Source organism: Rhizobium sp. L1K21, assembly GCF_024055895.1.
In the GTDB taxonomy this organism is placed as follows: Bacteria; Pseudomonadota; Alphaproteobacteria; order Rhizobiales; family Rhizobiaceae; genus Ensifer_A.
In genome coordinates this window covers 125,483-145,578 of record NZ_JAMXLE010000003.1, presented here as the reverse complement: position 1 = coordinate 145,578, position 20,096 = coordinate 125,483, and the positions used below count along the sequence as shown (strand labels likewise).

Annotated in this window: 16 protein-coding genes; 8 read left to right on the top strand and 8 right to left on the bottom strand. The window is 56.6% G+C overall.

The window, feature by feature from the left end; genetic code table 11:
- Nucleotides 1-4: 4 nt before the first annotated feature.
- Nucleotides 5-1,018 carry an ABC transporter substrate-binding protein gene (locus NHF56_RS15670; RefSeq protein WP_373456330.1) on the bottom strand — a complete coding sequence of 338 codons (1,014 nt, stop codon included), beginning with the start codon at nucleotides 1,016-1,018 and terminating at the stop codon, nucleotides 5-7.
- A 20-nt stretch (nucleotides 1,019-1,038) separates the two neighbouring features.
- Nucleotides 1,039-1,713, bottom strand: coding sequence for a GntR family transcriptional regulator (locus NHF56_RS15665; RefSeq protein ID WP_252806220.1), 675 nt, complete (start codon nucleotides 1,711-1,713; stop codon nucleotides 1,039-1,041).
- 83 nt (nucleotides 1,714-1,796) lie between these two features.
- On the opposite strand from NHF56_RS15665, the gene NHF56_RS15660 reads away from it, so the two are divergent.
- Nucleotides 1,797-2,591, top strand: a complete 795-nt coding sequence (locus tag NHF56_RS15660) for a shikimate dehydrogenase (RefSeq protein ID WP_252806218.1) — start codon at nucleotides 1,797-1,799, stop codon at nucleotides 2,589-2,591.
- Nucleotides 2,592-2,600: 9 nt separating this feature from the next.
- On the opposite strand, the gene NHF56_RS15655 is transcribed toward NHF56_RS15660, so the two are convergent.
- Nucleotides 2,601-3,611: a GDP-mannose 4,6-dehydratase gene (locus NHF56_RS15655; protein WP_252806217.1), complete on the bottom strand. Its 1,011-nt coding sequence runs from the start codon at nucleotides 3,609-3,611 to the stop codon at nucleotides 2,601-2,603.
- Between the two features lie 25 nt (nucleotides 3,612-3,636).
- A complete protein-coding gene (locus tag NHF56_RS15650; RefSeq protein WP_252806215.1) occupies nucleotides 3,637-4,188 on the bottom strand; it encodes a methyltransferase domain-containing protein in 552 nt (183 codons plus the stop codon).
- Nucleotides 4,189-4,302: 114 nt separating this feature from the next.
- Between NHF56_RS15650 and NHF56_RS15645 the strand changes: the two genes are divergently transcribed.
- The 3 genes from NHF56_RS15645 to NHF56_RS15635 are packed head-to-tail and all read left to right on the top strand — an operon-like array spanning nucleotide 4,303 to nucleotide 7,311.
- Nucleotides 4,303-5,418: a glycosyltransferase family protein gene (locus NHF56_RS15645; protein WP_252806213.1), complete on the top strand. Its 1,116-nt coding sequence runs from the start codon at nucleotides 4,303-4,305 to the stop codon at nucleotides 5,416-5,418.
- On the top strand, nucleotides 5,415-6,554 hold the full coding sequence (locus NHF56_RS15640) for a glycosyltransferase family 4 protein (RefSeq protein ID WP_252806211.1): 1,140 nt from the start codon (nucleotides 5,415-5,417) through the stop codon (nucleotides 6,552-6,554). The genes NHF56_RS15645 and NHF56_RS15640 overlap by 4 nt, the downstream gene beginning before the upstream one ends.
- The gene (locus NHF56_RS15635) at nucleotides 6,547-7,311 is read left to right on the top strand and encodes a polysaccharide deacetylase family protein (protein ID WP_252806210.1); all 765 of its coding nucleotides are present in this window, start codon (nucleotides 6,547-6,549) and stop codon (nucleotides 7,309-7,311) included. The genes NHF56_RS15640 and NHF56_RS15635 overlap by 8 nt, the downstream gene beginning before the upstream one ends.
- A gap of 18 nt (nucleotides 7,312-7,329) precedes the next feature.
- Here NHF56_RS15635 and NHF56_RS15630 read toward each other — a convergent pair whose 3' ends face one another.
- Nucleotides 7,330-9,795 (bottom strand): mechanosensitive ion channel family protein, encoded by a 2,466-nt coding sequence (locus NHF56_RS15630; RefSeq protein WP_252806208.1) that lies wholly within the window; start codon nucleotides 9,793-9,795, stop codon nucleotides 7,330-7,332.
- Nucleotides 9,796-9,969: 174 nt separating this feature from the next.
- Here NHF56_RS15630 and NHF56_RS15625 point away from each other — a divergent pair, with 174 nt between their 5' ends.
- Genes NHF56_RS15625 through NHF56_RS15610 form a run of 4 tightly spaced genes read left to right on the top strand, consistent with a single transcriptional unit; the run spans nucleotide 9,970 to nucleotide 15,983 of the window.
- The gene (locus NHF56_RS15625; RefSeq protein ID WP_252806206.1) at nucleotides 9,970-11,880 is read left to right on the top strand and encodes an ABC transporter ATP-binding protein; all 1,911 of its coding nucleotides are present in this window, start codon (nucleotides 9,970-9,972) and stop codon (nucleotides 11,878-11,880) included.
- Nucleotides 11,873-13,807 carry an ABC transporter substrate-binding protein gene (locus NHF56_RS15620; protein ID WP_252806204.1) on the top strand — a complete coding sequence of 645 codons (1,935 nt, stop codon included), beginning with the start codon at nucleotides 11,873-11,875 and terminating at the stop codon, nucleotides 13,805-13,807. The genes NHF56_RS15625 and NHF56_RS15620 overlap by 8 nt, the downstream gene beginning before the upstream one ends.
- Nucleotides 13,808-13,812: 5 nt before the next feature.
- On the top strand, nucleotides 13,813-14,811 hold the full coding sequence (locus NHF56_RS15615; RefSeq protein WP_252806202.1) for an ABC transporter permease: 999 nt from the start codon (nucleotides 13,813-13,815) through the stop codon (nucleotides 14,809-14,811).
- Nucleotides 14,808-15,983: an ABC transporter permease gene (locus NHF56_RS15610; protein ID WP_252806200.1), complete on the top strand. Its 1,176-nt coding sequence runs from the start codon at nucleotides 14,808-14,810 to the stop codon at nucleotides 15,981-15,983. Before NHF56_RS15615 ends, NHF56_RS15610 begins: the two co-directional genes overlap by 4 nt.
- Before the next feature lie 19 nt (nucleotides 15,984-16,002).
- Here the strand turns inward: NHF56_RS15610 and NHF56_RS15605 are convergent, their stop codons facing one another.
- The 3 genes from NHF56_RS15605 to tviB all read right to left on the bottom strand — a co-directional run bounded on the left by NHF56_RS15605 (nucleotide 16,003) and on the right by tviB (nucleotide 19,959).
- Nucleotides 16,003-17,241, bottom strand: a complete 1,239-nt coding sequence (locus tag NHF56_RS15605) for a glycosyltransferase family 4 protein (RefSeq protein WP_252806198.1) — start codon at nucleotides 17,239-17,241, stop codon at nucleotides 16,003-16,005.
- A gap of 4 nt (nucleotides 17,242-17,245) precedes the next feature.
- Nucleotides 17,246-18,442: a glycosyltransferase family protein gene (locus NHF56_RS15600; RefSeq protein WP_252806196.1), complete on the bottom strand. Its 1,197-nt coding sequence runs from the start codon at nucleotides 18,440-18,442 to the stop codon at nucleotides 17,246-17,248.
- Between the two features lie 233 nt (nucleotides 18,443-18,675).
- On the bottom strand, nucleotides 18,676-19,959 hold the full coding sequence (tviB, locus tag NHF56_RS15595) for a Vi polysaccharide biosynthesis UDP-N-acetylglucosamine C-6 dehydrogenase TviB (protein ID WP_254007741.1): 1,284 nt from the start codon (nucleotides 19,957-19,959) through the stop codon (nucleotides 18,676-18,678).
- Between the last annotated feature and the right edge of the window lie 137 nt (nucleotides 19,960-20,096).

The following is a 20,096-nucleotide window of genomic DNA, read 5'->3' as shown; positions in this document are numbered from 1 at the left end:
GACCTTAATTTTCAATAATGTCGACGTAGGACGTATCGACCAGCGTTTCGATGGAAATCGATTTGTCGACAAGGTCCTCGGACTGGAACCAGCTCAGCTGATCACGCACTGAGGCCAGGTTCAGCGCAGCATTCTTGCTAAGCCGCATGGAGCCGGCCTTGATCGATGCGCTCGCCGTTTCAATCGGTTGGTCGGAATAGACATATTTGTGGATGATTTCGACGAGTGCATCGGCGTCATCAGCCGTCTTGTCCACCATAGCTGCGTTGTAGTCGGCTGCGCCGCGATTGTAGCCCGTGAGAAACGCTTTCGTCTCTTCGCGCCGGTCACTGGCGTTTTTGGCAGAGGTGAACAGCGTTGTGACCTGATAGTTCGGCAGGTAGTCTGCAATAATGCCGATTTCATGGGCCGCGTCAGCGCCGGTGAGACCGCCTGCAATATTCGGCACGATGGACCACGCATCGATTTGACCCGACTTCAGCGCCCCAATCACTGCGCCTACCTTTTGCAGTGGCACAAATTCCAGCTTTACGCCTTCCTTCTCTGCGACCTTGGAGCCCATGTAATGGAAAGATGAGCCGGCAGTGGTCACGCCAAAGCGCTTGCCGTCCATGTCTTTCGGCGTTTTCACGCCTGCATCAAATGCTGCATTCGAGGCCAGGATCTTCTGTCCTTCGATGCCGGGTTCTTCCGTCAGAGCACCGCCGAAGACCTTGACTGCGCCTTTATCGGCCAGTGAAATCAGGCCACCGGTGATGGCCGTTACACCAAAATCGACGTCGCCGCTGGCAATCGCAACGGCCATGGGCTGGGCAGCCTGGAAGAACTTCAGTTCAACATCAAGGCCCGCATCTGCAAAGTAGCCGCGCTCCAGAGCAATAAAGCTGCCCGAATGGCTGGCAAGGTTGAGCGCACCCACCACAATTTTCTTGTTCTGTGCAATCGCCGGCGTTGCGAGGCTTGCCGCCGCAGCACCCATAAGCCCGAGTGTCTGACGTCTGTTGAATAAAACCATGATTTCCTCCCTGGTTATTGGTTTTAGTTTTCCTGTCCGCCGATATCGGCGGTGATCTCCTCTTCAAGAAGCGACAGCGCCCGGTCGTTTTGCCGGGTCAGGATTGCTTGCTGCAAGGCGTCGCGTCGCGCCTTGCGGGCCGTAAAATCGATCCGTCCTTCCCGCAACAGGGCAAGGCGGAAACGGCGTGACTGGTTGAAAAACTTCTCGGCAAGATCAGCAAGGCGCGGCGAACCGCAGGCGCTCATGATCGCCGCAGACATGGATCGCGACGCCTCGTCCCACTCCAGCGCTGTCAGGTCGTCCGGCTCTTGCTGAACCTTCAGATCGGCGCGGTCTGCCGCGTGAAAGGCAGCCACAATGCGCGTTTCCCATTCCACACCGGCCGTTGCAAGCGACCGGGAAAGACCGAGTCTTTCGACTTCCAGACGGATCATGAGAATATCGCGACGGTCGCTTTCGGTCGCCGACGTCACCCGAAAGCCGCGCTGGCTTGTGGCCTCCACAAGACCTTCTGCCGAGAGCAGCCGCAGCGTTTCGCGCATGGAATGGTTCGAGCCGCCATAACGCTGGCGAAGAACATCGATCTTCAATTTCTGGTCGGGTTGCAAGACGCCGAACGAAATGTCACGCCTGAGCGCAGAGGCCAGCATCGCCACGACTGTATCGTCATCTTCCTGTGATCTGCCGAAGAACATGCTGTTCCCTATTTCGAAAAATGTTGGAGATTTTTAGAAATTCCCAATAAAGCTGTCAAGCATCGGACATGGAGGGCGAGGAAATGCAAATTACGGGTGCGACGTGGCTTTTTCCCATTATCGGCCATCCGGTGGCCGGCGTTTTTTCCCCGCCCGCATTCAACCGCTATTTTCAGGAAGGCGGGATTGATGCGGTCATGTTCGGCCTCGACATCGCGCCTGCGGGGCTTGATGCATTTTGGCAGATGATGCGTGCGAGCAGCAATATGCTCGGCTGTTCCGTCACCTATCCGCACAAGCAGGCTGCGTTTCTCGCCGTGGACGGCATGACCGACAGAGCCCGGCGGCTCGGGGCGCTGAATACGATCAGACGGGAAAATGACGGCCGCTTGTGGGGCGAAGCGACAGATGGCCTTGCAATGGTCCACGCCATGGAAAAGGCAGGGTTTGCTCCCGAAGGGCGCACCGCACATGTGGTGGGTGCTGGCGGTGGTGCCGGGTTGGCCATTGTCGATTGCCTTTGTGAAAAGGGCATTACAAGGCTGGAAATCGAGGAGCTTGATCCGGATCGACGGGAAAACCTCATGCGTCTGCTTGATATCTATTGGCCAAATGTCGAAATCACAGCTTCCGCCGCCCAAAGTGATATTCTGATCAACGCGACCACCCTTGGCAAGAAAGACACCGATCCGCTGCCGTTTTCAGAGATGGTGATCGAACGTGCCTTGCTTTGCTGTGATGCAGTGACCAGCCCGACCGATACCAGATTTGTCGCCGCCGCCCGCCACATGGGCAAGACGATCATCAGCGGCGATGACATGGGGGCTGAACAAATGGAGGTTCAGGCGCAATTCCTGCAAGTGGCTTCCACAGCGTGAGCGCCTGTGTCAGGTTTTGTAATAATCGCGATACCAATCGACAAAGGCCTTCACGCCCTGTTCGATACTGGTTTGCGGCGCATAGCCCGTCAGCGACTTCAAGAGCGAGGCATCGGCCCAGGTGGCCGGCACATCACCCGCCTGCATCGGCATCAGGTTGCGCTCCGCTTTGCGGCCCGTCGCCGCTTCGATGGCGCTGATGTATTCGGTCAACTGCACCGAGTTGGAATTGCCGATATTGACCACCCGCCAGGGCGCAACCGGTGAGAGGCTGTCGCCATCCGGCACCACGCCGTCTTCGGGCCGCACCGGCACGGCATCAATCAGCAGGCGGATGGCGTGTACCAAGTCTTCGACATAGGTGAAGTCGCGCTTCATGTCGCCATGGTTATAAACGTCGATGGATTCTCCGTTCAAAATGGCCTTGGTGAATTTGAAGAGCGCCATGTCAGGGCGGCCCCAGGGTCCATAGACCGTGAAGAAGCGGAACATGGTAACCGGCAAGCCGAAGAGATGCGCATAGGAATGCGCCATGGACTCATTTGCTTTTTTCGTCGCCGCGTAAAACGACATCTGATGATCGGCCTTGACCGTCTCGCGATACGGCATTTCCGTATTGGCACCATAGGCCGACGAGGTGGACGCCATCAGCGTATGCTGCGGCGGAAAGGCGCGCGCGGCCTCCAGCAATTCGAATGTGCCGACGATATTGCTTTCCAGATAGGTGCGTGGATTTTCTATGGAGTAGCGAACGCCTGCCTGTGCGGCCAGATGAACAACCACATCGGGCCTTTCGGCCTCAAACAGCTTCATCAGGAGGCCGGGTGTCTCGATGCTTTCGTTAATCACCTGGAAATGGGCATTTTGCTGCAGCATCGCCTGGCGGCGCTGTTTCAGCCCGACATCATAATAGTCGGACAGATTGTCGATACCGATCACGCGGAAACCGTCTTCCAGCAAACGCCGGCTGAGAAAAAAGCCGATAAAGCCGGACGAGCCGGTGACAAGGGCAGTGCGCATTTTTCAAGCTCCAGTTTGGCTATTGTCAGCCAAGCGGTTTGCGGGCAAGCGCCCAGGCAGAGACCGGGAAATTCTCTTCATTGTCCAGCCGGTGATTGCCCTCTTCAAAGCGGACCCAGCGATCGAGATTGGCGATGAGAGCGTCGCGGTTGCCCCACTGGTTGGTGCGGATTTGTGCAGGGTCAAACCCGCATTCTTCCAGAAAGTAACGTAGGCCCGTTGCCGTCCAGCGGCTGCAGTCAATCGGGTGAGGGTGGTAGCGGATCAGGATCGGCACGGTGACCAGAAACCAGCCGCCGGGGCGCAGCACGGACAGAACGTTTTTTGCCGCGCGATAGGGATATTTCAGATGTTCCCAAACCTGCTCGGCAAACACGATGTCATATTCGCCTTCCGGTTTCTGTTCACAAATATCCAGTTCGGGAAAGCTGGAATTGGAAAAACTGCGAAATGGGAAGCGCTGCCATTTGTGCCCCGAAATCTCGAAAGCGTCCATATTCTCGGGTCCAAGTTCGCGAACCCATTCTTCTGTTTCGCGGTGCATGACAACGCGAACCCAATCCGGTGGCTTGCCCATAAATTTCTCGTTTTCATCTGTGATTGATGTTGACTTATTGAGTTACACAGCAATGCTTGCCGACGCAATCAAAAGTCTTTGAGAAAGGTTCCCGTGGGGAAGATTCTTTATTATATGCAACACCTTATGGGTGTCGGCCATGTGTTCCGTTCGATGCGGATTGCACGTGCTCTGGTCAAGGCCGGCCAGCAGGTGGATTTTGTCTTCGGCGGTGAGCCGGTTCCGAATTTCTCCGTCGATGGTGCCAATATCCACTATCTCCCTGCCTTGCGGGGCGGGCGCAAGGTGTTTCGGGAGATGGAAGCGCCGGACGGCACGGTCGCCGACGACGCCTATAAGCAGCGCCGCACCGATATGCTGCTCGATATTTTCCGCCAGAGTGAGCCGGATGCGATTGTCACGGAAACCTTCCCGCTCGGTCGCCGCCAGATGCGCTTTGAGCTTCTGCCCCTGCTGGATGCGGCCCGCCGAAGCGGGCGCGATATCCGCATCTTTTCGTCCGTGCGCGACATTCTGCAGGAAAACTGGAAGCCGGAGCGCTATGAGGAAGCGGTGGGTTATGTCGAGCAATATTTCGATCACATCCTGGTCCACGGCGACAGTGCGCTCAATCGGCTTGAAGAAACATTCCCTCCGGCAACACGCTTTGCCGAAAAGCTGATTTACACCGGCATCGTTGCACCGGAGCCGGACACCAAGCCGGTTCCGGAGGTCAATGCCGATGTGGTCGTGTCCGTTGGTGGCGGTGTGCTGGGGCACGAATTGCTGCTGGCAGTGATCGATGCGATGGCGCTTTCTTCCATGAAAGACGCCAGATGGCTGATCGCCTACGGCATCAACATGGATGATGATACTGTCGGCAGGCTCAAAAGCGAGGTCGGCCCCAATGTGACGCTCGTTCCCTTTGTCGATAATCTCAGGGGCGTGATGCGGCAGACGAAGCTTTCGATTTCGCGCTGCGGCTATAACACGATTTCCGACCTGTTTGAGTCCGGCACCCGCGCCGTCGTTGTGCCGATTTCGGATGGTGTCGAAACCGAGCAGCTCAATCGTGGTGAGGCTTTACGAAAACTTGGTTTTGCCGAGGTCATTCACCCCGATGATCTCTCACCGCAAACGCTGGCCGCAGCCATTGATGCGGCGATGGCAAAACCGGTTCCCGACAGATCCGGCTTCGATTTGAACGGTGCCGGCAATTCAGCCCAAGCTATTATCGACCGCTTGCCATGACCCGGATCGCCTTTTATGCCCCGTTGAAGCCGCCGGATCATCCAATCCCCTCGGGCGACCGCGAGATTGCGCGGCTCATCATCAAGGCGCTGTCTCTCGGTGGTTTTGAGGTCGAGCTTGCATCCCGCTATATCTGTTATCAGAAGCGTCCCGGTGCTGAACTGTTCGAAGCACGGCGGGCAGGGGCCATTGACGAAGCCGAGAGGCTGATTGCGCATTACAAGAGCGCCGAGCCGCATCAGAGGCCGGATGCATGGTTCACCTATCATACCTATTGGAAAGCGCCCGATTCCATCGGCCCGCGTGTGAGTAAGGCGCTCGGCATTCCCTATTTCACGGCGGAGGCCTGCAGGACCGGTCAGAACGAACCGCAGGATTGGGCCGCAGGGCGTGCGATTGTCGAGGCGGGCATGCATCAGGCTGCGGCAAACTTTTGCCTGAAATCCTCGGATCGCGATTATCTGGAAACGGTCTTGAAAGACACGGGCTCAATTGTCCCGCTGAAGCCGTTTATCGATACGAGCCCGTTTGAGGCAGAGCGCGGTCTGGCTGCTGAAAAGCCTTTCGCAAACGACGATCCTGTCATCCTTGCCGTCGGTATGATGCGGCCTGGAAAAAAGGCGGAATGTTATCGCATCCTGGCCGATGCGCTTGATCGCGTTTCAAGCGACAAATGGAATTTGCTTCTGGTCGGCGATGGGCCGGAACGGGAAAATATCGAAAGCTGGTTTTCCTTCGTTGCGCCTGATCGTATCCGGTTTTGCGGAACGGTGACGCCAAAGGAGGTGCGTGGCTTGATGCGCGCAAGTGACCTGTTTGCCTGGCCGGGTTACCGTGAGCCGATCGGCATGGTTTATCTGGAGGCACAGGCAACCGGATTACCGGTCGCAGCACTCGATTCGCTCGGTGTTTCCCAGGTGGTCGGCAATCATGAAACGGGTCTTTTGGCAGCCGAGGATGATATTGCCGGATATGCCGCCATTCTTGAAAAGCTGATAACCGATCCGCAGCTTCGTGAACGTCTCGGTGCCGCGGGGCCGGCCCGTGTTGCCAGGCTCAACAGCCTCGAGGCGGCCGCGCAAGTCCTTGCCGAGACAATTGCGTCCTGCCTGAAGGAGCCGGCTTCAAATGACTGAAACATGGCTTTCTGTGCTGGAAGACGAGCTTGCCGCCTGGACGAGAGCCGGTCGCAAGCCGGTCATATGGTGGCGCGATGACGATGCGATTGAGCCGAGTGCGGCGCTTGACCGGCTCCTGGGTCTGGCGCAGCGGTTTCGGTTCCCGATCTGTGTTGCTGTCATTCCCGGTCTTGTAACGCCTGAGTTAGGCGTGTGTCTCGATGCAACGCAAGGCGTGTGTGTGGCAACCCACGGCTATATGCACACCGACCATTCAGCGAAAGAGCAGAAGAAGACGGAGCTGACCGAAAACCTGCCGTCCCGCAGCGTGGAGACGGTCCTCACCGAACTCGAAACCGCCCGTCAACGTATGCGGCAGCTGTTTGGAGATGCCGCTGCCGATCTGCTTGTGCCGCCGTGGAACCGCATGTCAGATGCGGTTGCCGCGGCACTTCCACAGGCCGGCTTCAAGGTCGTTTCAGGCTTTGCCGAGCGGCGGTTCAATCCTGCGGTTGCGCAGATGGATTGCCATCTGGATCTGATGGAATGGCGTCCCGTCAAAAAGGGTAAGGCGCTGGCGGCCATTCTCGTGGAACTGGAGGCGCAGCTGCGCTTTGCGCGCGAAACCGGGCGCGACCACATCGGCATTCTCTCCCATCACCTCGTTCACGACGAAACCGCATGGGAGACCTGCGAGGCACTGATGCAGTTCATCTGTGAAAACACAGTCCTTCAAACCGCATCGGTGCTCGAGCTTGCTGCCCTTGAAAAGTGAACTGCCTTTTCAGGTGTCCTACATATCCTCGTAAGACGCGGCCTTTCTTTTGCCGCCAGCCGCCTTTTCATCATCCTCGTCGAGAATGGTGCGCACTGCACCCGTCACGGCTTTTTCCTCCTCAGGCGTCAGTTCATGGTGATGGCCGGTATCGGCAATCCGCACCGTGACCTCACGATGGGCAAATTTGATGCCTTCACGTTGAAACAGGTCCCGGATGGCGGCATAGACCGCCTTGCGCATGATGAACTGATCGCCCGGACGGGTCATGAATTTCACCCGGATGATCATGGCTGAATCTTCCATGGCATAGACGCCCTGCGATTTTAGTGGCTGCAGGAAGTATTGGCCGGTTTCCGGGTCGTTGGCCAATTGCTCGCCGAGCTTCTTGATGAGTTTGCGCACCCGCTCCACATCAGTGTCGTATGTGAGCCGCAGCGGCAGCTTCATCATCACCCAATCGCGCGAATAGTTGGTGATGCGCTTGATCTCGCCAAACGGAATGGTGTGAACCGCACCAAGATGGTGGCGCAGCTGGAAGGAGCGCATGGAGATTTTCTCGACAATGCCGCGGGTGGTGTCGATCTCGATATATTCACCCTTTCTGAATGCGTCGTCGATCAGGAAAAATGCGCCGGAGAAAATGTCGCGGATTAGGGTCTGTGCGCCAAAGCCCACCGCGATACCGACAACACCGGCACCGGCGAAGAGTGGGGCCACATCCACACCCATATTGGAAAGCACGACAACGATAACGACGGCCGCAATAAGCGAAACAAGAACGTTTCGGAAAATCGGCAGAAGCGTCACCAGTCGCGATTGTCCCTTGCCACCTTCGCCATCGCTTTCACCGGGTTGTATGGGATCGCTGTCGAGTGTCCCGCCTTCGGTGATGATTTTGAAATCGATAAATTTGTTGAGCGCGCGATAAGCACCCCAGGCGATGATGACCACCAGCAGCGTATTCAATGCGGCGGAGATCGGATGTCCCGCTTCCATCGTGTGGCCGTAACCCCATAGCCGGAAGAGTTCGCCAATCGAAATCATCAGCACGGTTGCCTGTATTGCAGTCTCGAAGAAGGGCTTGAAGGCGGGGAAATATTTCACCGTGCGGATGGGCGTGTCTTCGCTCAGGTGAACTTCCATCTCTTCGCCGCTTGCCAGACGCGCATCTTCGTCGTCCATCCCCTGCGCCATGCGCATGGCCTGCAGTTCGCGCCGGCGCATTTTCGCTTCGGTAACAGCCTTGTCTTTGCGGCGGCGGTAATAATTGAGCTCCGCCCGCTCGTATATTTTCTCCAGCAGAAACAGGGCGACGCCATAAACGAAAATGGCAGCCATGAAGACCATGAACGGTGCGGCAAGCGGCAAAAGCCCGTTTTCGGCCTGAAGGATGATGCGCAGCGAACTGGTCGCAAACGCAAACAGGATGTAAATGATCATCAGCGGCGTGGCGAGAACGGCCATGATCCTGCGCCATGTCGGCTTGGACCTGGGGTCGCCTTCACCGAGTACCATCATCTCGGTGTCTGCTCTGTGCGAAATGGTCAGCGCCAAAAGCATGAGCGTGACAATCACCTCGCAAGCGATGATGGTCATGCGAACCGCTGCGGAGACTTCATAGGAGGCTTCCAGCGTATCACCCTTCACCTGACCGATCAGACGGCAGAAACACACCAGCAAAGCCGCCACCGACAAGACGATGACCCAATCGCGAAAGAGCCGTTGTGCCCTTTGGTCGGATAGGTTTATGAGCCGGAAGTCGGATATGTCGGGGGCAAAGAAATTCCAGAACACCACCGTCCGGATGAAACGGTAGGCCGTATACGTGGTCAGGATATCCCAGATGAACTCCCGTGTGGGCTGGTGATCACTATCGAAGATCACAGCGACGAACATGGCCGTGACAAAGGCGATGATCAGGCTGAAAACCATCCAGCCCACGCGAAAGAGCGTTGCCCCGAGTTTGTTGGAGAGACGCTTGCTTCTGCTGGCGGCCAGCGATTCCTCGGCAAAACGTTTGCGGCCCCAGCGTGTCACCATTCTGAAAACGAAGGCTCCGAGCAGAAAGCCCGCTGTTGCTGTCGCGATTGCGCGCAGAAGCCACGCGGAGGTTCCATCCGGCCCCATGGCCGCCATGCGGCGCGGCAGCTCCTGATAGAACTTGATCGCGTCATCGACCATATCGACAAACAGCCAACGGGCCTTCAAAAGCGAGGTGGACGAAAAAACCGTCATCATCGACATTTGCTCGGCTGGCGCTGCCGTTTGGCTTTGGGGTTCAATGACGATAATGCGCGCGCCGTTCGACTTGGCATCTTCAATGACCTGGGAAAGTGCCTCGGAGGTCGAATCCTGGCTTGAACTGCTTACACCCGGAATGCTCTGGGCTGCGGCCGGTGTGCCAAATTGCGCGAAGGCGAGGCAAAGCACGCCAAGAAAAACTGCCAAAAGGGAAATGGATGGACGTCTAAAGTCTGTCATGAAACAGCGATTCCTGCTGTGTGATATCAGAGGGACATATATGAAACGCCGCAATATATCACAATGATCGGTGATAATATCCTTTCACCGACGGCCTAACAATTCACTTTGAATCACTTTTTGCCGGTGATAACGTCCCGCCATAGGGGTTGGGAAGAGGTTAGATACACTGGAATGACAACGGATTTGGCGTCGGAGCCAATTCTCCAGCGTGAGCATGTTCCTGTTGCGGGGCGGGATCTTCTGCGCGTGGAAAATCTCAGCATTGCAATTAAAACGCATAAATTTGAGTTGAATGTCGTCAAAAACGCGAGCTTTCGCGTTCCAGCCGGCAAAACTGTTGCGCTGGTTGGCGAATCCGGGTCCGGAAAGTCGATCATCGCGCAGGCGATCATGGGCATCTTGCCGGGCGCTGCCAGAATTACCAGCGGCTCCATTCTGTTCCGGGATCCGGCAATGGACCAGCTCGAATTCGACCATGCGGCAGAACGTCCGGATGGCATTTATATGCAATCCATGCGCGGCAGCCGCATTTCCATGATCTTTCAGGAGCCAATGACCTCACTCTCGCCCATTCACAAGGTGGGCGATCAGATCGAGGAAGCCTTGACCCTGCATCACAAGGTGAGCCGCAAGGAAGCCCGCCAGACCACCATCGAAATGCTGGGGCGTGTCGGTTTTCCCGATCCGGCCCGTGCCTATGACATGTACTCCATGGAATTGAGCGGTGGTCTTCGCCAGCGCGCCATGATTGCCATGGCACTCATCTGCAGGCCTGCCCTTTTGATTGCCGACGAGCCGACGACCGCACTTGATGTGACTGTCCAGGCCCAGGTTCTGGGCCTTTTGAAGCGCGCCCAGCAGTTCCTGAACATGTCGATGCTTCTGATTACCCACGATCTGGGTGTCGTCGCAAACATGGCCGATGAGGTGGTCGTCATCTATCACGGGAATATCCTCGAAAGCGGGGATGTGCGCACCATCTTCAAGGAACCGGGCCATCCCTATACGCGTGCGCTTATGGCAGCCGTTCCCGACCTTGCAACGCCTTGCGACGAACGGCTCAAGGCCCTTCGCGAGGTCGACCATGTTGTGCCGGACATGCTCTATGCCCGCGAAAGACCAAAAGGTGATGGCCCGCTTTTAAGCGTGTCGCATGTTTCCAAGACCTACAAGGTGCGTGAAAGCAGCTGGCTGTCGAGTTCGTCGAAACCCTTCCTGGCGCTGGATGATGTCAGCCTCAAGGTCAGGCGCGGCGAATGTCTTGGCATCGTTGGCGAAAGCGGCTGCGGCAAATCAACCCTGAGCAAGCTCATCATGCGTGCGCTCACCGCGGACAATGGCGACATCACCTTTCACGGCGCCAAGGGCGATATCGATGTCATGACCGCCAAGGGCGAGGCGCTCAAAACCTATCGCCGCTGCGCACAATTCGTCTTCCAGGACCCGTTCGGTTCGCTGACGCCACGCGCGACAATCCTGAACCTCTTGATGGAGCCGCTGGAAATCCACGGGATTGGCACAGCGCAGAGCCGCCGCAAGATGGCCGGCGATCTGGTGCGCATGGTCGGGCTGGATGAAACCGTGCTGAACCGTTATCCGCACAGTTTTTCCGGTGGCCAGAGGCAGCGTATCTCCATTGCCCGTTCGCTGGCGCTGGCGCCGGAACTGCTCATTTGCGATGAGCCAGTCTCGGCACTTGATGTTTCCGTCCAGGCCCAGATCCTCAACCTGTTGAATGCGCTGCGCCGTGAAATCGGTTTGACCATGTTGTTTATCTCTCACAACCTCGCCGTAGTCCGCTACATTGCCGACCGCATCGCCGTCATGCGCAAAGGCAGGATCGTGGAGATTGCAGACCGGGATTCGCTCTTTGCAAATCCCATTCATCCTTATACGCAGGCGCTCCTGAACGCAGTCCCCAACACGGACCCGGATAGTCCGCTCGATTTCTCCGTTCCCGATATGGAAATCCAGGACGTGGAAATGCTCTGGGAGGAGAAATATCGCTGCTGGTCCATGCCCTCGCCGGACACGCGTCTGCGCGAGGTTTCCGATCGTCATTGGGTGCTTTCGAATGCGTGAATGCCAGTCTTTTCAACGCAGTCCTTTGTCCGGCGTGGTCTTCCTGTGCCTGCTTGTCAGCCTCGTCTGTTCGTTCGCGCTGACCCAGCCACGTCTCGCCCTGGCCGAGGAGCCGCCGCTGCTTGCTGCCGATGTGGAGGCCGGCAAACTCCCACCCATGAAGAACCGTCTGCCACAGGTGCCACGGGTCATGAACCTTGAGGCGATGGGCAAGACAATCGGCACCTATGGCGGCGATCTGCACACGCTGATGGGCAGTTCCAAAGACATCCGCATGCTGGTTGTCTATTCCTATTCGCGGCTCGTGGTCTTTGATGAGAACCTCAATATCGTCCCCGACATTCTCCAAAGTTTCGATGTGGAAGAGGGGCGGATTTTCACGCTGCACATCCGTCCGGGCCATAAATGGTCCGATGGTCATCCCTTCACGTCAGAAGATTTCCGCTATTATTGGGAAGATGTGGCGCTCAACGAAGAGCTTTCCCGCAGCATCGTGATGACCGAGATGACGGTCAACGGCGAACTGCCGACATTCGAGGTGATCGATGATCTGACGGTTCGCTATACGTGGAAAAAGCCCAATCCGCTGTTCCTGCCATCGCTGGCTGCCGCCGTGCCGAACCAGATTTACATGCCAGCGCATTACATGCGTCAGTTCCACGAAAAATATGCAGACCCGGAAAAGCTGAAAGAGGAGGTCGAGGCAGAAGGCGCGCGCAATTGGGTAGCGCTGCATGTGGACAAAAGCCGCTATTACCGGCCTGAGAATCCCGATCTGCCGCGTCTCGACCCCTGGATCAACACGACAGCACCACCGGCCGAGCAGTTCATCTTCGTGCGCAATCCCTATTTTCATCGCACCGACGAGAAGGGCAATCAGTTACCTTACATCGACCGCATCGTTGTCGGTATCTCATCTGAGGAGATCATTCCGGCGAAAACGGGCAGCGGAGAAGTCGATTTGCAGGGGCGGTACTTGCGTTTTTCCGACTACACCTTCCTGAAGTCTGCCAGCAAGACGCACGATATTGAAACGAGCCTCTGGATGGAGGGTAAAACCTCGCAGATTGCACTCTATCCCAACTTGAACACCAATGATGATACGTGGCGCAGCGTCATGCGCGATGTGCGCTTTCGCCGGGCATTGTCGCTGGCGATTAACCGTGAGGAAATCAACCAGCAATTCTATTTCGGGCTGGCGCATGAAAGCGCCAATACCGTCATGCCGCAATCACCGCTTTTCCGTGAGGATTATGCAAAGGCGTGGAGCGCCTATGATCCCGCACAAGCCAATGCGCTTCTTGATGAAATGGGCCTCAAACGTGGCGATGACGGGATCAGGCTGCTGCCCGATGGGCGTCTGGCGGAACTGGTGATCGAGCGTTCGGGCGGCAGCGAAGAAGCTGACGTTATTGAACTCCTGAAATACTATTTCGAGGATATCGGCATTCGCATCTTCGGGCGGGACATGCCGCGCGACAATCTTCGCCGTCGTGCGCTCGCCGGAAACACGGTTATGGCCATGGGGCAGGGGTTCGATTTCGGGCTGGCAACGGCAGATTTGCCGCCGGATGAATTGGCGCCCACCTCGCAGGCACAGATGAACTGGCCGCAATGGGGCAATTATTACGATAGCGCCGGCAAAAGCGGCAGCGCCCCTGATCTGCCTGAGGCGCGCACCCTGTTGAACCTTCTCAAAGAATGGTCGACGTCAGCCGATACGGAACAACGCCGGGAAATCTGGCATCGTATGCTCAATATCTATTCCGATCAGGTGTTCACCATCGGAACCGTCAATCAGGCCCTGCAGCCCATCGTGCGGCGCCGAAGCCTGAAGAACGTGCCGGACGGCGGCATCTTCACCTTCTCGCCCACTGCCTATTTCGGTGTTGCGCTGATGGACAGCTTTTATTTCGGTCAGGAGTGAGTTCCATGTTCAGATATGTGCTCTTCCGCCTTGCCACCGCCGTCCCCACGCTGATCCTCATCAGCATGCTCATTTTCACGATTATCGAGCTGCCGCCGGGCAATTATTTCGAGACTTATCTCGCTGAACAGGAAGCCCTTGGCGAAACGGTTGATCCAGCCAAAATCGAGTTCATGAAAGAGACCTATGGTTTCGACAAGCCCGTTGTCGAGCGCTATTTCGACTGGGTTGTAGGCATGCTCCATGGCGATTTCGGCTATTCTTTCGAATATGAATTGCCGGTCACGGAGGTGATTGGAAGCCGCGTCTATCTCACCATGCTGGTCTCCTTCGTCACCATTGTCTTCACCTGGCTGGTTGCTTTTCCGATCGGCGTTTATTCGGCCACGCATAAATATTCCTGGGGCGATTACGGCCTGACATTTGTTGGCCTGCTGGGTCTTGCAACGCCGAACTTTCTTCTGGCGCTCATCCTCATGTATCTCGCCAACCGATGGTTCGGCATTTCCATCGGCCATCTCATGGATCAGCAATATCTGGGCGAGCCGATGAGCTGGGATAAATTCGTCTCCATTCTCCAGCACCTCATCATTCCCGTGATCGTGATTGGAACGGCGGGAACGGCGGCCATGATCCGCCGCTTGCGGGCCAACCTTCTGGATGAACTGCAAAAGCAATATGTCATCACTGCCCGCGCCAAGGGCGTGCCGCCCTTCCGCGCGCTGGTCAAATATCCGTTGCGCATGTCGCTCAATTTCTTCATCGCCGATATTGGCAGCATTCTGCCCTCGGTCATTTCCGGGGCAGAAGTCGTGGCCATCGTCCTCTCTTTGGAAACGACTGGCCCGCTGCTCATTCGCGCGCTGAAAAGCCAGGATATGTATCTGGCCGGTTCCTTCCTGATGATCCTTGCGGTTTTGACCGTGATCGGCGTTTTGATTTCCGATATCGCGCTCACGCTTCTTGATCCGAGAATTCGCTTGAGCGGAGGGCGTACCCGATGAAAAGCCCGTTGCCTGCCGATGGCGAGAAGATCGGCCATTTTGTGTCTGCCGCACCTTTCGATCCCTTGTCGATCGAAACGCTGAATACCGAGCAGAAAGACTACTATCTCGCCTCACAAAAGCGGTTGATGTGGTGGAAATTCAAGCTGCACAAGGTTGCTGTCGGTTGCGCGATCTTTTTGGGCATCATGTATGTTTCGGTGCTCTTCAGCGAGTTTCTGGCACCCTATAATCTCAACAATCGCCACATCCGGCATATCTACCAGCCGCCGCAATCGGTGCACCTTTTCCACGAGGGAGAGTTCATCGGTCCGTTTGTCTATGACACGACATATGGTCTCGATATGGAAACGCTGAAACGCGAATATCCCGAGGACAGGTCACATATTTACAAGCTCAAGTTCTTCTGTGAGGGCGACAGCTATCAGTTCTGGGGACTGTTTGAAGCCAACCGGCATCTCTTCTGTGTCGATAAACCGGGAACGGTGTTTCTTCTGGGAACCGACCGGCTTGGCCGCGATATGCTTTCGCGCATCATCTATGGCACGCGCATATCGCTGACCATCGGTCTCATCGGCGTTGCGATCAGCTTTGTGTTGGGATTGGTGATCGGCGGGCTTGCCGGTTATTACGGTGGCTGGGTCGATCTCGTCGTTCAGCGCATCATCGAGGTTCTGCAGAGCATTCCAAGCATTCCGCTCTGGCTTGCCATTGCGGCCATCATTCCGGTCAACTGGAGCCCGGTTCTCGTTTATTTCGCCATTTCCATCGTGCTTGCCCTTCTCGACTGGACGGGACTGGCGCGCGCGGTGCGCTCCAAGCTCCTGTCTTTGCGCGAGGAAGACTATGTTCTTGCCGCAGAGCTACAGGGCGCAAGCCCGCAGCGCATCATCGGGCGTCACCTCATACCGGGTTTCATGAGCCACCTTATTGCCTCGGCAACGCTGACCATTCCCAACATGATCCTGGGCGAAACGGCGCTCAGCTTCCTCGGCCTCGGTCTGCGCCCGCCGGTCACAAGCTGGGGCGTGCTGCTCAACGAGGCGCAGAATATTAACGTCGTGGTGATCTATCCGTGGCTGATCATTCCGGTCATCCCGGTCGTACTCGTCATCCTCGCCTTCAACTTCATGGGCGATGGATTGCGTGATGCAGCCGATCCTTATTCATGATCGGCTGTCATTTGGCGCTTCAAGCCTTGTCGAGGGAGGTCTGCAACAGCTTCACCAGCGGCTTGATCGAGGCTTCATGCTCAAAATCGCGCGCCACAATCTCGCTGCCGATGCGGCCCATCTCGGCGCGCATCTTCGGATTGCGAATGGCTTTTTCGAGTGCGGCCGCAAGGCTTATGGCATCGTTCTGAGGCACCAGCAGGCCGTTTCGCCCGTCCTCAATCAGTTCCGGCACGCCGGAAACCGTTGTCGAAACGCACATCAGGCCGGTGTTTTGCGCCTCCACCAGCACATTGGGCAATCCGTCTCGGTCGCCCGAGCTTGCCACGCGACAGGGCAGGGCGAAGAGGTCGGCATTCATATATTCGCCAATCACTTCCGCCTGCGCCATCTCGCCCAGAAACGCCACCTTCTCGGCAATCCCGCGTTCAGCGGCATAGTGCTTGATCTTTTCCCAGTCTTCGCCAACGCCCACATGGCGCCACTGCCATTGCAGGTCGGGTGGCAGAAGGGCAAGCGCGTCAATCAACGTGTCGAGCCCCTTCTTTTCCACCGCGCGCGCAACGGTCAGGATCTGCACCGGGCCGCCGGTTATCCCGTCACGTATACTTTCAACACGCGCGGATGAGGAGAAGCGCTCGAGGTCGAGCCCGTGATAGGCAAGATTGACTTTGCTTCTGTCGCTGGCCAGTTCGGCCAGATGATCGCGTCCGGAACTTGTACAGGTCACGATCCAGTCGAGACTGTCGAGCTTCTCCTTCAGCTCCCAGTCAGGGATCGTCCAGATGTCCTTGGCATGCGCAGACGCTGTCCAGTGAATGCCCAGCATCTCGGCTGCATAGCGCGTCACGGATGATGGTGTGTGGATGAAATGGCTGTAGAGCAGCTTGCCGCCTTCCGGAAACTCGGCGGCCAGCACCAGCGCCTGCCCGAAACGGCGAAACCGGTTGGGCGTTCGTTCGCGCCAGGCATCCTTGAGGAAACTTTTCAGTGCCTTGCGATAACCGGGTAGCCTGCGCGCTGAAAGCCAGCCACGAAACACCCGCATCGGCTCCTGATAGAGATATTCAGGCAGATAGGTGACCGGAGCCTTGATCATCTCGTGAACCGGATGACGCTTGCGGTGATTGGGCCGGCGAAGCGACACGATGTGAATGCGGAAGCCCTTCTGCTCAAGGGAATGAATTTCCTGCGCGATGAATGTTTCAGACAGGCGCGGATATCCCTTGAGCACAAGGACGATCAGTTTGTCGTCCATTATGTCAGCTCATTCGAATAACATTGTTCCGGCGGATATCGGGTACCAATGCCTCAACCCGTTCGCAGATCGTGTCGAGGCCTGCCATGTCCGGTTGGTAATGGGCGGCAGACGGTGGCTTGCGGGTCAAAAGCGTCTCCACGGCATTGTAGAGCACTTCCGGGTTCTGTGCCTCGCTGGCTTCCAGAACCGACGACCAGCCCATGGAGGCTGCCCGGTAGCTGCGGATCTGCTGTTCCAGCCGTGGCACCGAGCGCGGCACATACATGGCCGGCTTGTCAAAGGTCAGAACCTCGCAGAACGTGTTGTAGCCGCACATGCCGATGATGGCCCGGGCTCGTTCAACGTAGTCTTCAAGCTCCGGATCGAAGTCTATGATCTCGATATTGGAAATGCCGGCCGCATCGCCGCGCAACTCTTCACCCTCTGTCCGCCCCATAAAGGGGCCGAGCACCATCAGATAATTGTTCTTGTCTGAGGGGTGGGTCTTCACCATGTTGATGACCGATTTCATCAGCAGATAACCATCGCCACCGCCGCCAACGGTCACCAGAATATAGTCGTCAAAGACATGCTTCTTGGGCGCGCCATCGTCATCGGGAAAGGGATCGTGCTTGCGGTCCAGAAAGCCGGTATAGACCATCTTGTCGTGCACGTCTTTGCCAAGCGGGAGCTTCTGCAGCGGGTCATAAAAGGAGGCTGGGCCATAGATCCAGATCTCATCGTAGAAATGTTCGAGCTTGCCGAAAATCCCCTTCCGCTCCCATTCTTCCTGCAGGATGTTGGGCGAATCGAGAACATCGCGCAGGCCAAGGACAACCTTGATGCGGCGCTCTTTCGCAATTTCAAGCGCGGTCACGAGTTCGTGGCGGAAGCCGAGCGGCTCCTTGTCGACGATGAAGAGGTCCGGCTTCCAGTCGGTCATGAAATCGACAATGGCTTGCGTGCGCAGGCCAACGGTGTAGTCAAGCGCAACACCGGCTTCCATAGACGTATAGGTCCCGTCGGATCGCTTCGTGACCGGCGGTATCTGCAGATAGATGATGTGATCGTGAAAATTGAACGTCCCCGCAAACGGCGAACCGGTGACGATCGCAATCTCGGCGGTCGGAAAGCGTGCAGTCAATGCGTGCGCAATTGTTCTGGATCGACGTAGGTGGCCAAGACCGAATGTGTCATGGCTGTATAAAAGAACTCGCATCAAATATCTTTCTGTCGTCAAATTCATCAACGTCGCGACAAAAGCCTGTAGCTTCCAATAAACGCCTTTTTTGAGCTTTCATAGCGAAGAATTAAAGTTCCAGGTTACATTACACCGAAGTTTGTCACGTTTTTTTGAACGTCGAAAAGTCCTGTTACCTTTTGGCGCAGTCTCGCAGACGGTTCTTCGCCAAACAGCGCGTTGGAAAACACGCTTTGCACGTGTCACCGGGTTTACAGTCTCAAGTCGGTTTCATCCTCGTTGAACAGGTATTTCAGGTCATAAAGGATGTGTGCGCCCTTGCCGAAGCTGCGGATGCGGTCGGCGCCCATATCCTGAAAGGCCTTGTGTCCCACGGCCAGAATAATCGCGTCATAAGCACCGGTTTCCGGTTCAACAATTGGACTTACGCCATATTCCCCAAGCGCTTCTTCGGGATCAACCCAGGGATCGAAGACATCGATCGCACTGCTGTAGTCTTTCAGCTCTGCAATAATGTCGATCACGCGGGAATTGCGCAAATCCGGGCAGTTTTCCTTGAATGTCAGGCCCATGACCAGAACACGTGCGCCGCTGACCGGGATGTTCTTGCGCGCCATGGTCTTTACCAGCTGCGAGACGACATAGGAGCCCATGCCGTCATTCAGACGCCGGCCGGCCAGAATAATTTCGGGGTGATAACCGATCGCCTGCGCCTTGTGCGTCAGGTAGTAGGGATCGACGCCGATGCAGTGGCCGCCCACCAGGCCGGGGCGGAAGGGCAGGAAATTCCATTTGGTTCCCGCCGCCTTCAAAACCGCTTCCGTGTCGATATCCAGTCTGTTGAAGATAATCGCCAGCTCATTGATGAGTGCGATATTGAGATCGCGCTGGGTGTTTTCGATCACCTTCGCAGCCTCGGCAACCTTGATGCTGGGTGCCCTGTGGGTTCCGGCCTTCACGATGGAAGCGTAGAGCGCATCCACGAAGTCGGCGGCCTGCGGCGTTGAGCCCGCGGTCACTTTCGGAATCGTCGGCAGCCGGTGTTCCTTGTCGCCGGGGTTGATCCGCTCGGGACTGTAGCCGAGGTAGAAGTCCACATTGCGCTTGAGCCCTGAGACCTCTTCCAGCACCGGCGCACAGTCTTCTTCAGTCGCGCCGGGATAGACCGTCGATTCATAAATCACGATATCGCCTGCTTTCAGCACGCCGCCAATGGTGCGGCTGGCTTTCAGCAAAGGGGTCAGGTCAGGCCGCTTGTAGGCATCGATGGGTGTCGGCACGGTCACAATGAACGTGTTGCACGACTTCAGATCGTCAGGGTTTGAAGAAAATGTGAGATGCGCAGCCGCATGCAGCTCTTCGGCAGACACTTCCAGCGTGCTGTCTGCGCCCGCGCGCAGTTGCGCAATGCGCTCGTCTTTGACATCGAAACCGACAACGGAAAAGGTCTTGCCGAATTCCACGGCGAGGGGAAGTCCGACATAGCCGAGGCCGATGATGGCTATGCGTGCCGTTTCAAGCGTTGCGATGGGCATTTCGTCCCCTGCCGGTTATTAAGCATTTCAAGGTCGCTTATCGCGCTGTCTGGCGGCAAACGGTACGTCTGAACTATGCCGCTTTGGCAAAACGTTCAATAGGTGCATTGGAGATGTGCACCCAGCGCATGGCTTCA

What these genes read in the sequence shown, in the direction of transcription:
- NHF56_RS15665 (WP_252806220.1), bottom strand. Translation starts at nt 1,713, where the DNA reads ATGTTCTTCGGCAGATCACAGGAAGATGACGATACAGTCGTGGCGATG.
- NHF56_RS15660 (WP_252806218.1), top strand. Translation starts at nt 1,797, where the DNA reads ATGCAAATTACGGGTGCGACGTGGCTTTTTCCCATTATCGGCCATCCG.
- NHF56_RS15655 (WP_252806217.1), bottom strand. Translation starts at nt 3,611, where the DNA reads ATGCGCACTGCCCTTGTCACCGGCTCGTCCGGCTTTATCGGCTTTTTT.
- NHF56_RS15650 (WP_252806215.1), bottom strand. Translation starts at nt 4,188, where the DNA reads ATGGGCAAGCCACCGGATTGGGTTCGCGTTGTCATGCACCGCGAAACA.
- NHF56_RS15645 (WP_252806213.1), top strand. Translation starts at nt 4,303, where the DNA reads ATGCAACACCTTATGGGTGTCGGCCATGTGTTCCGTTCGATGCGGATT.
- NHF56_RS15640 (WP_252806211.1), top strand. Translation starts at nt 5,415, where the DNA reads ATGACCCGGATCGCCTTTTATGCCCCGTTGAAGCCGCCGGATCATCCA.
- NHF56_RS15635 (WP_252806210.1), top strand. Translation starts at nt 6,547, where the DNA reads ATGACTGAAACATGGCTTTCTGTGCTGGAAGACGAGCTTGCCGCCTGG.
- NHF56_RS15630 (WP_252806208.1), bottom strand. Translation starts at nt 9,795, where the DNA reads ATGACAGACTTTAGACGTCCATCCATTTCCCTTTTGGCAGTTTTTCTT.
- NHF56_RS15625 (WP_252806206.1), top strand. Translation starts at nt 9,970, where the DNA reads ATGACAACGGATTTGGCGTCGGAGCCAATTCTCCAGCGTGAGCATGTT.
- NHF56_RS15620 (WP_252806204.1), top strand. Translation starts at nt 11,873, where the DNA reads ATGCGTGAATGCCAGTCTTTTCAACGCAGTCCTTTGTCCGGCGTGGTC.
- NHF56_RS15615 (WP_252806202.1), top strand. Translation starts at nt 13,813, where the DNA reads ATGTTCAGATATGTGCTCTTCCGCCTTGCCACCGCCGTCCCCACGCTG.
- NHF56_RS15610 (WP_252806200.1), top strand. Translation starts at nt 14,808, where the DNA reads ATGAAAAGCCCGTTGCCTGCCGATGGCGAGAAGATCGGCCATTTTGTG.
- NHF56_RS15605 (WP_252806198.1), bottom strand. Translation starts at nt 17,241, where the DNA reads ATGGACGACAAACTGATCGTCCTTGTGCTCAAGGGATATCCGCGCCTG.
- NHF56_RS15600 (WP_252806196.1), bottom strand. Translation starts at nt 18,442, where the DNA reads ATGCGAGTTCTTTTATACAGCCATGACACATTCGGTCTTGGCCACCTA.
- tviB (WP_254007741.1), bottom strand. Translation starts at nt 19,959, where the DNA reads ATGCCCATCGCAACGCTTGAAACGGCACGCATAGCCATCATCGGCCTC.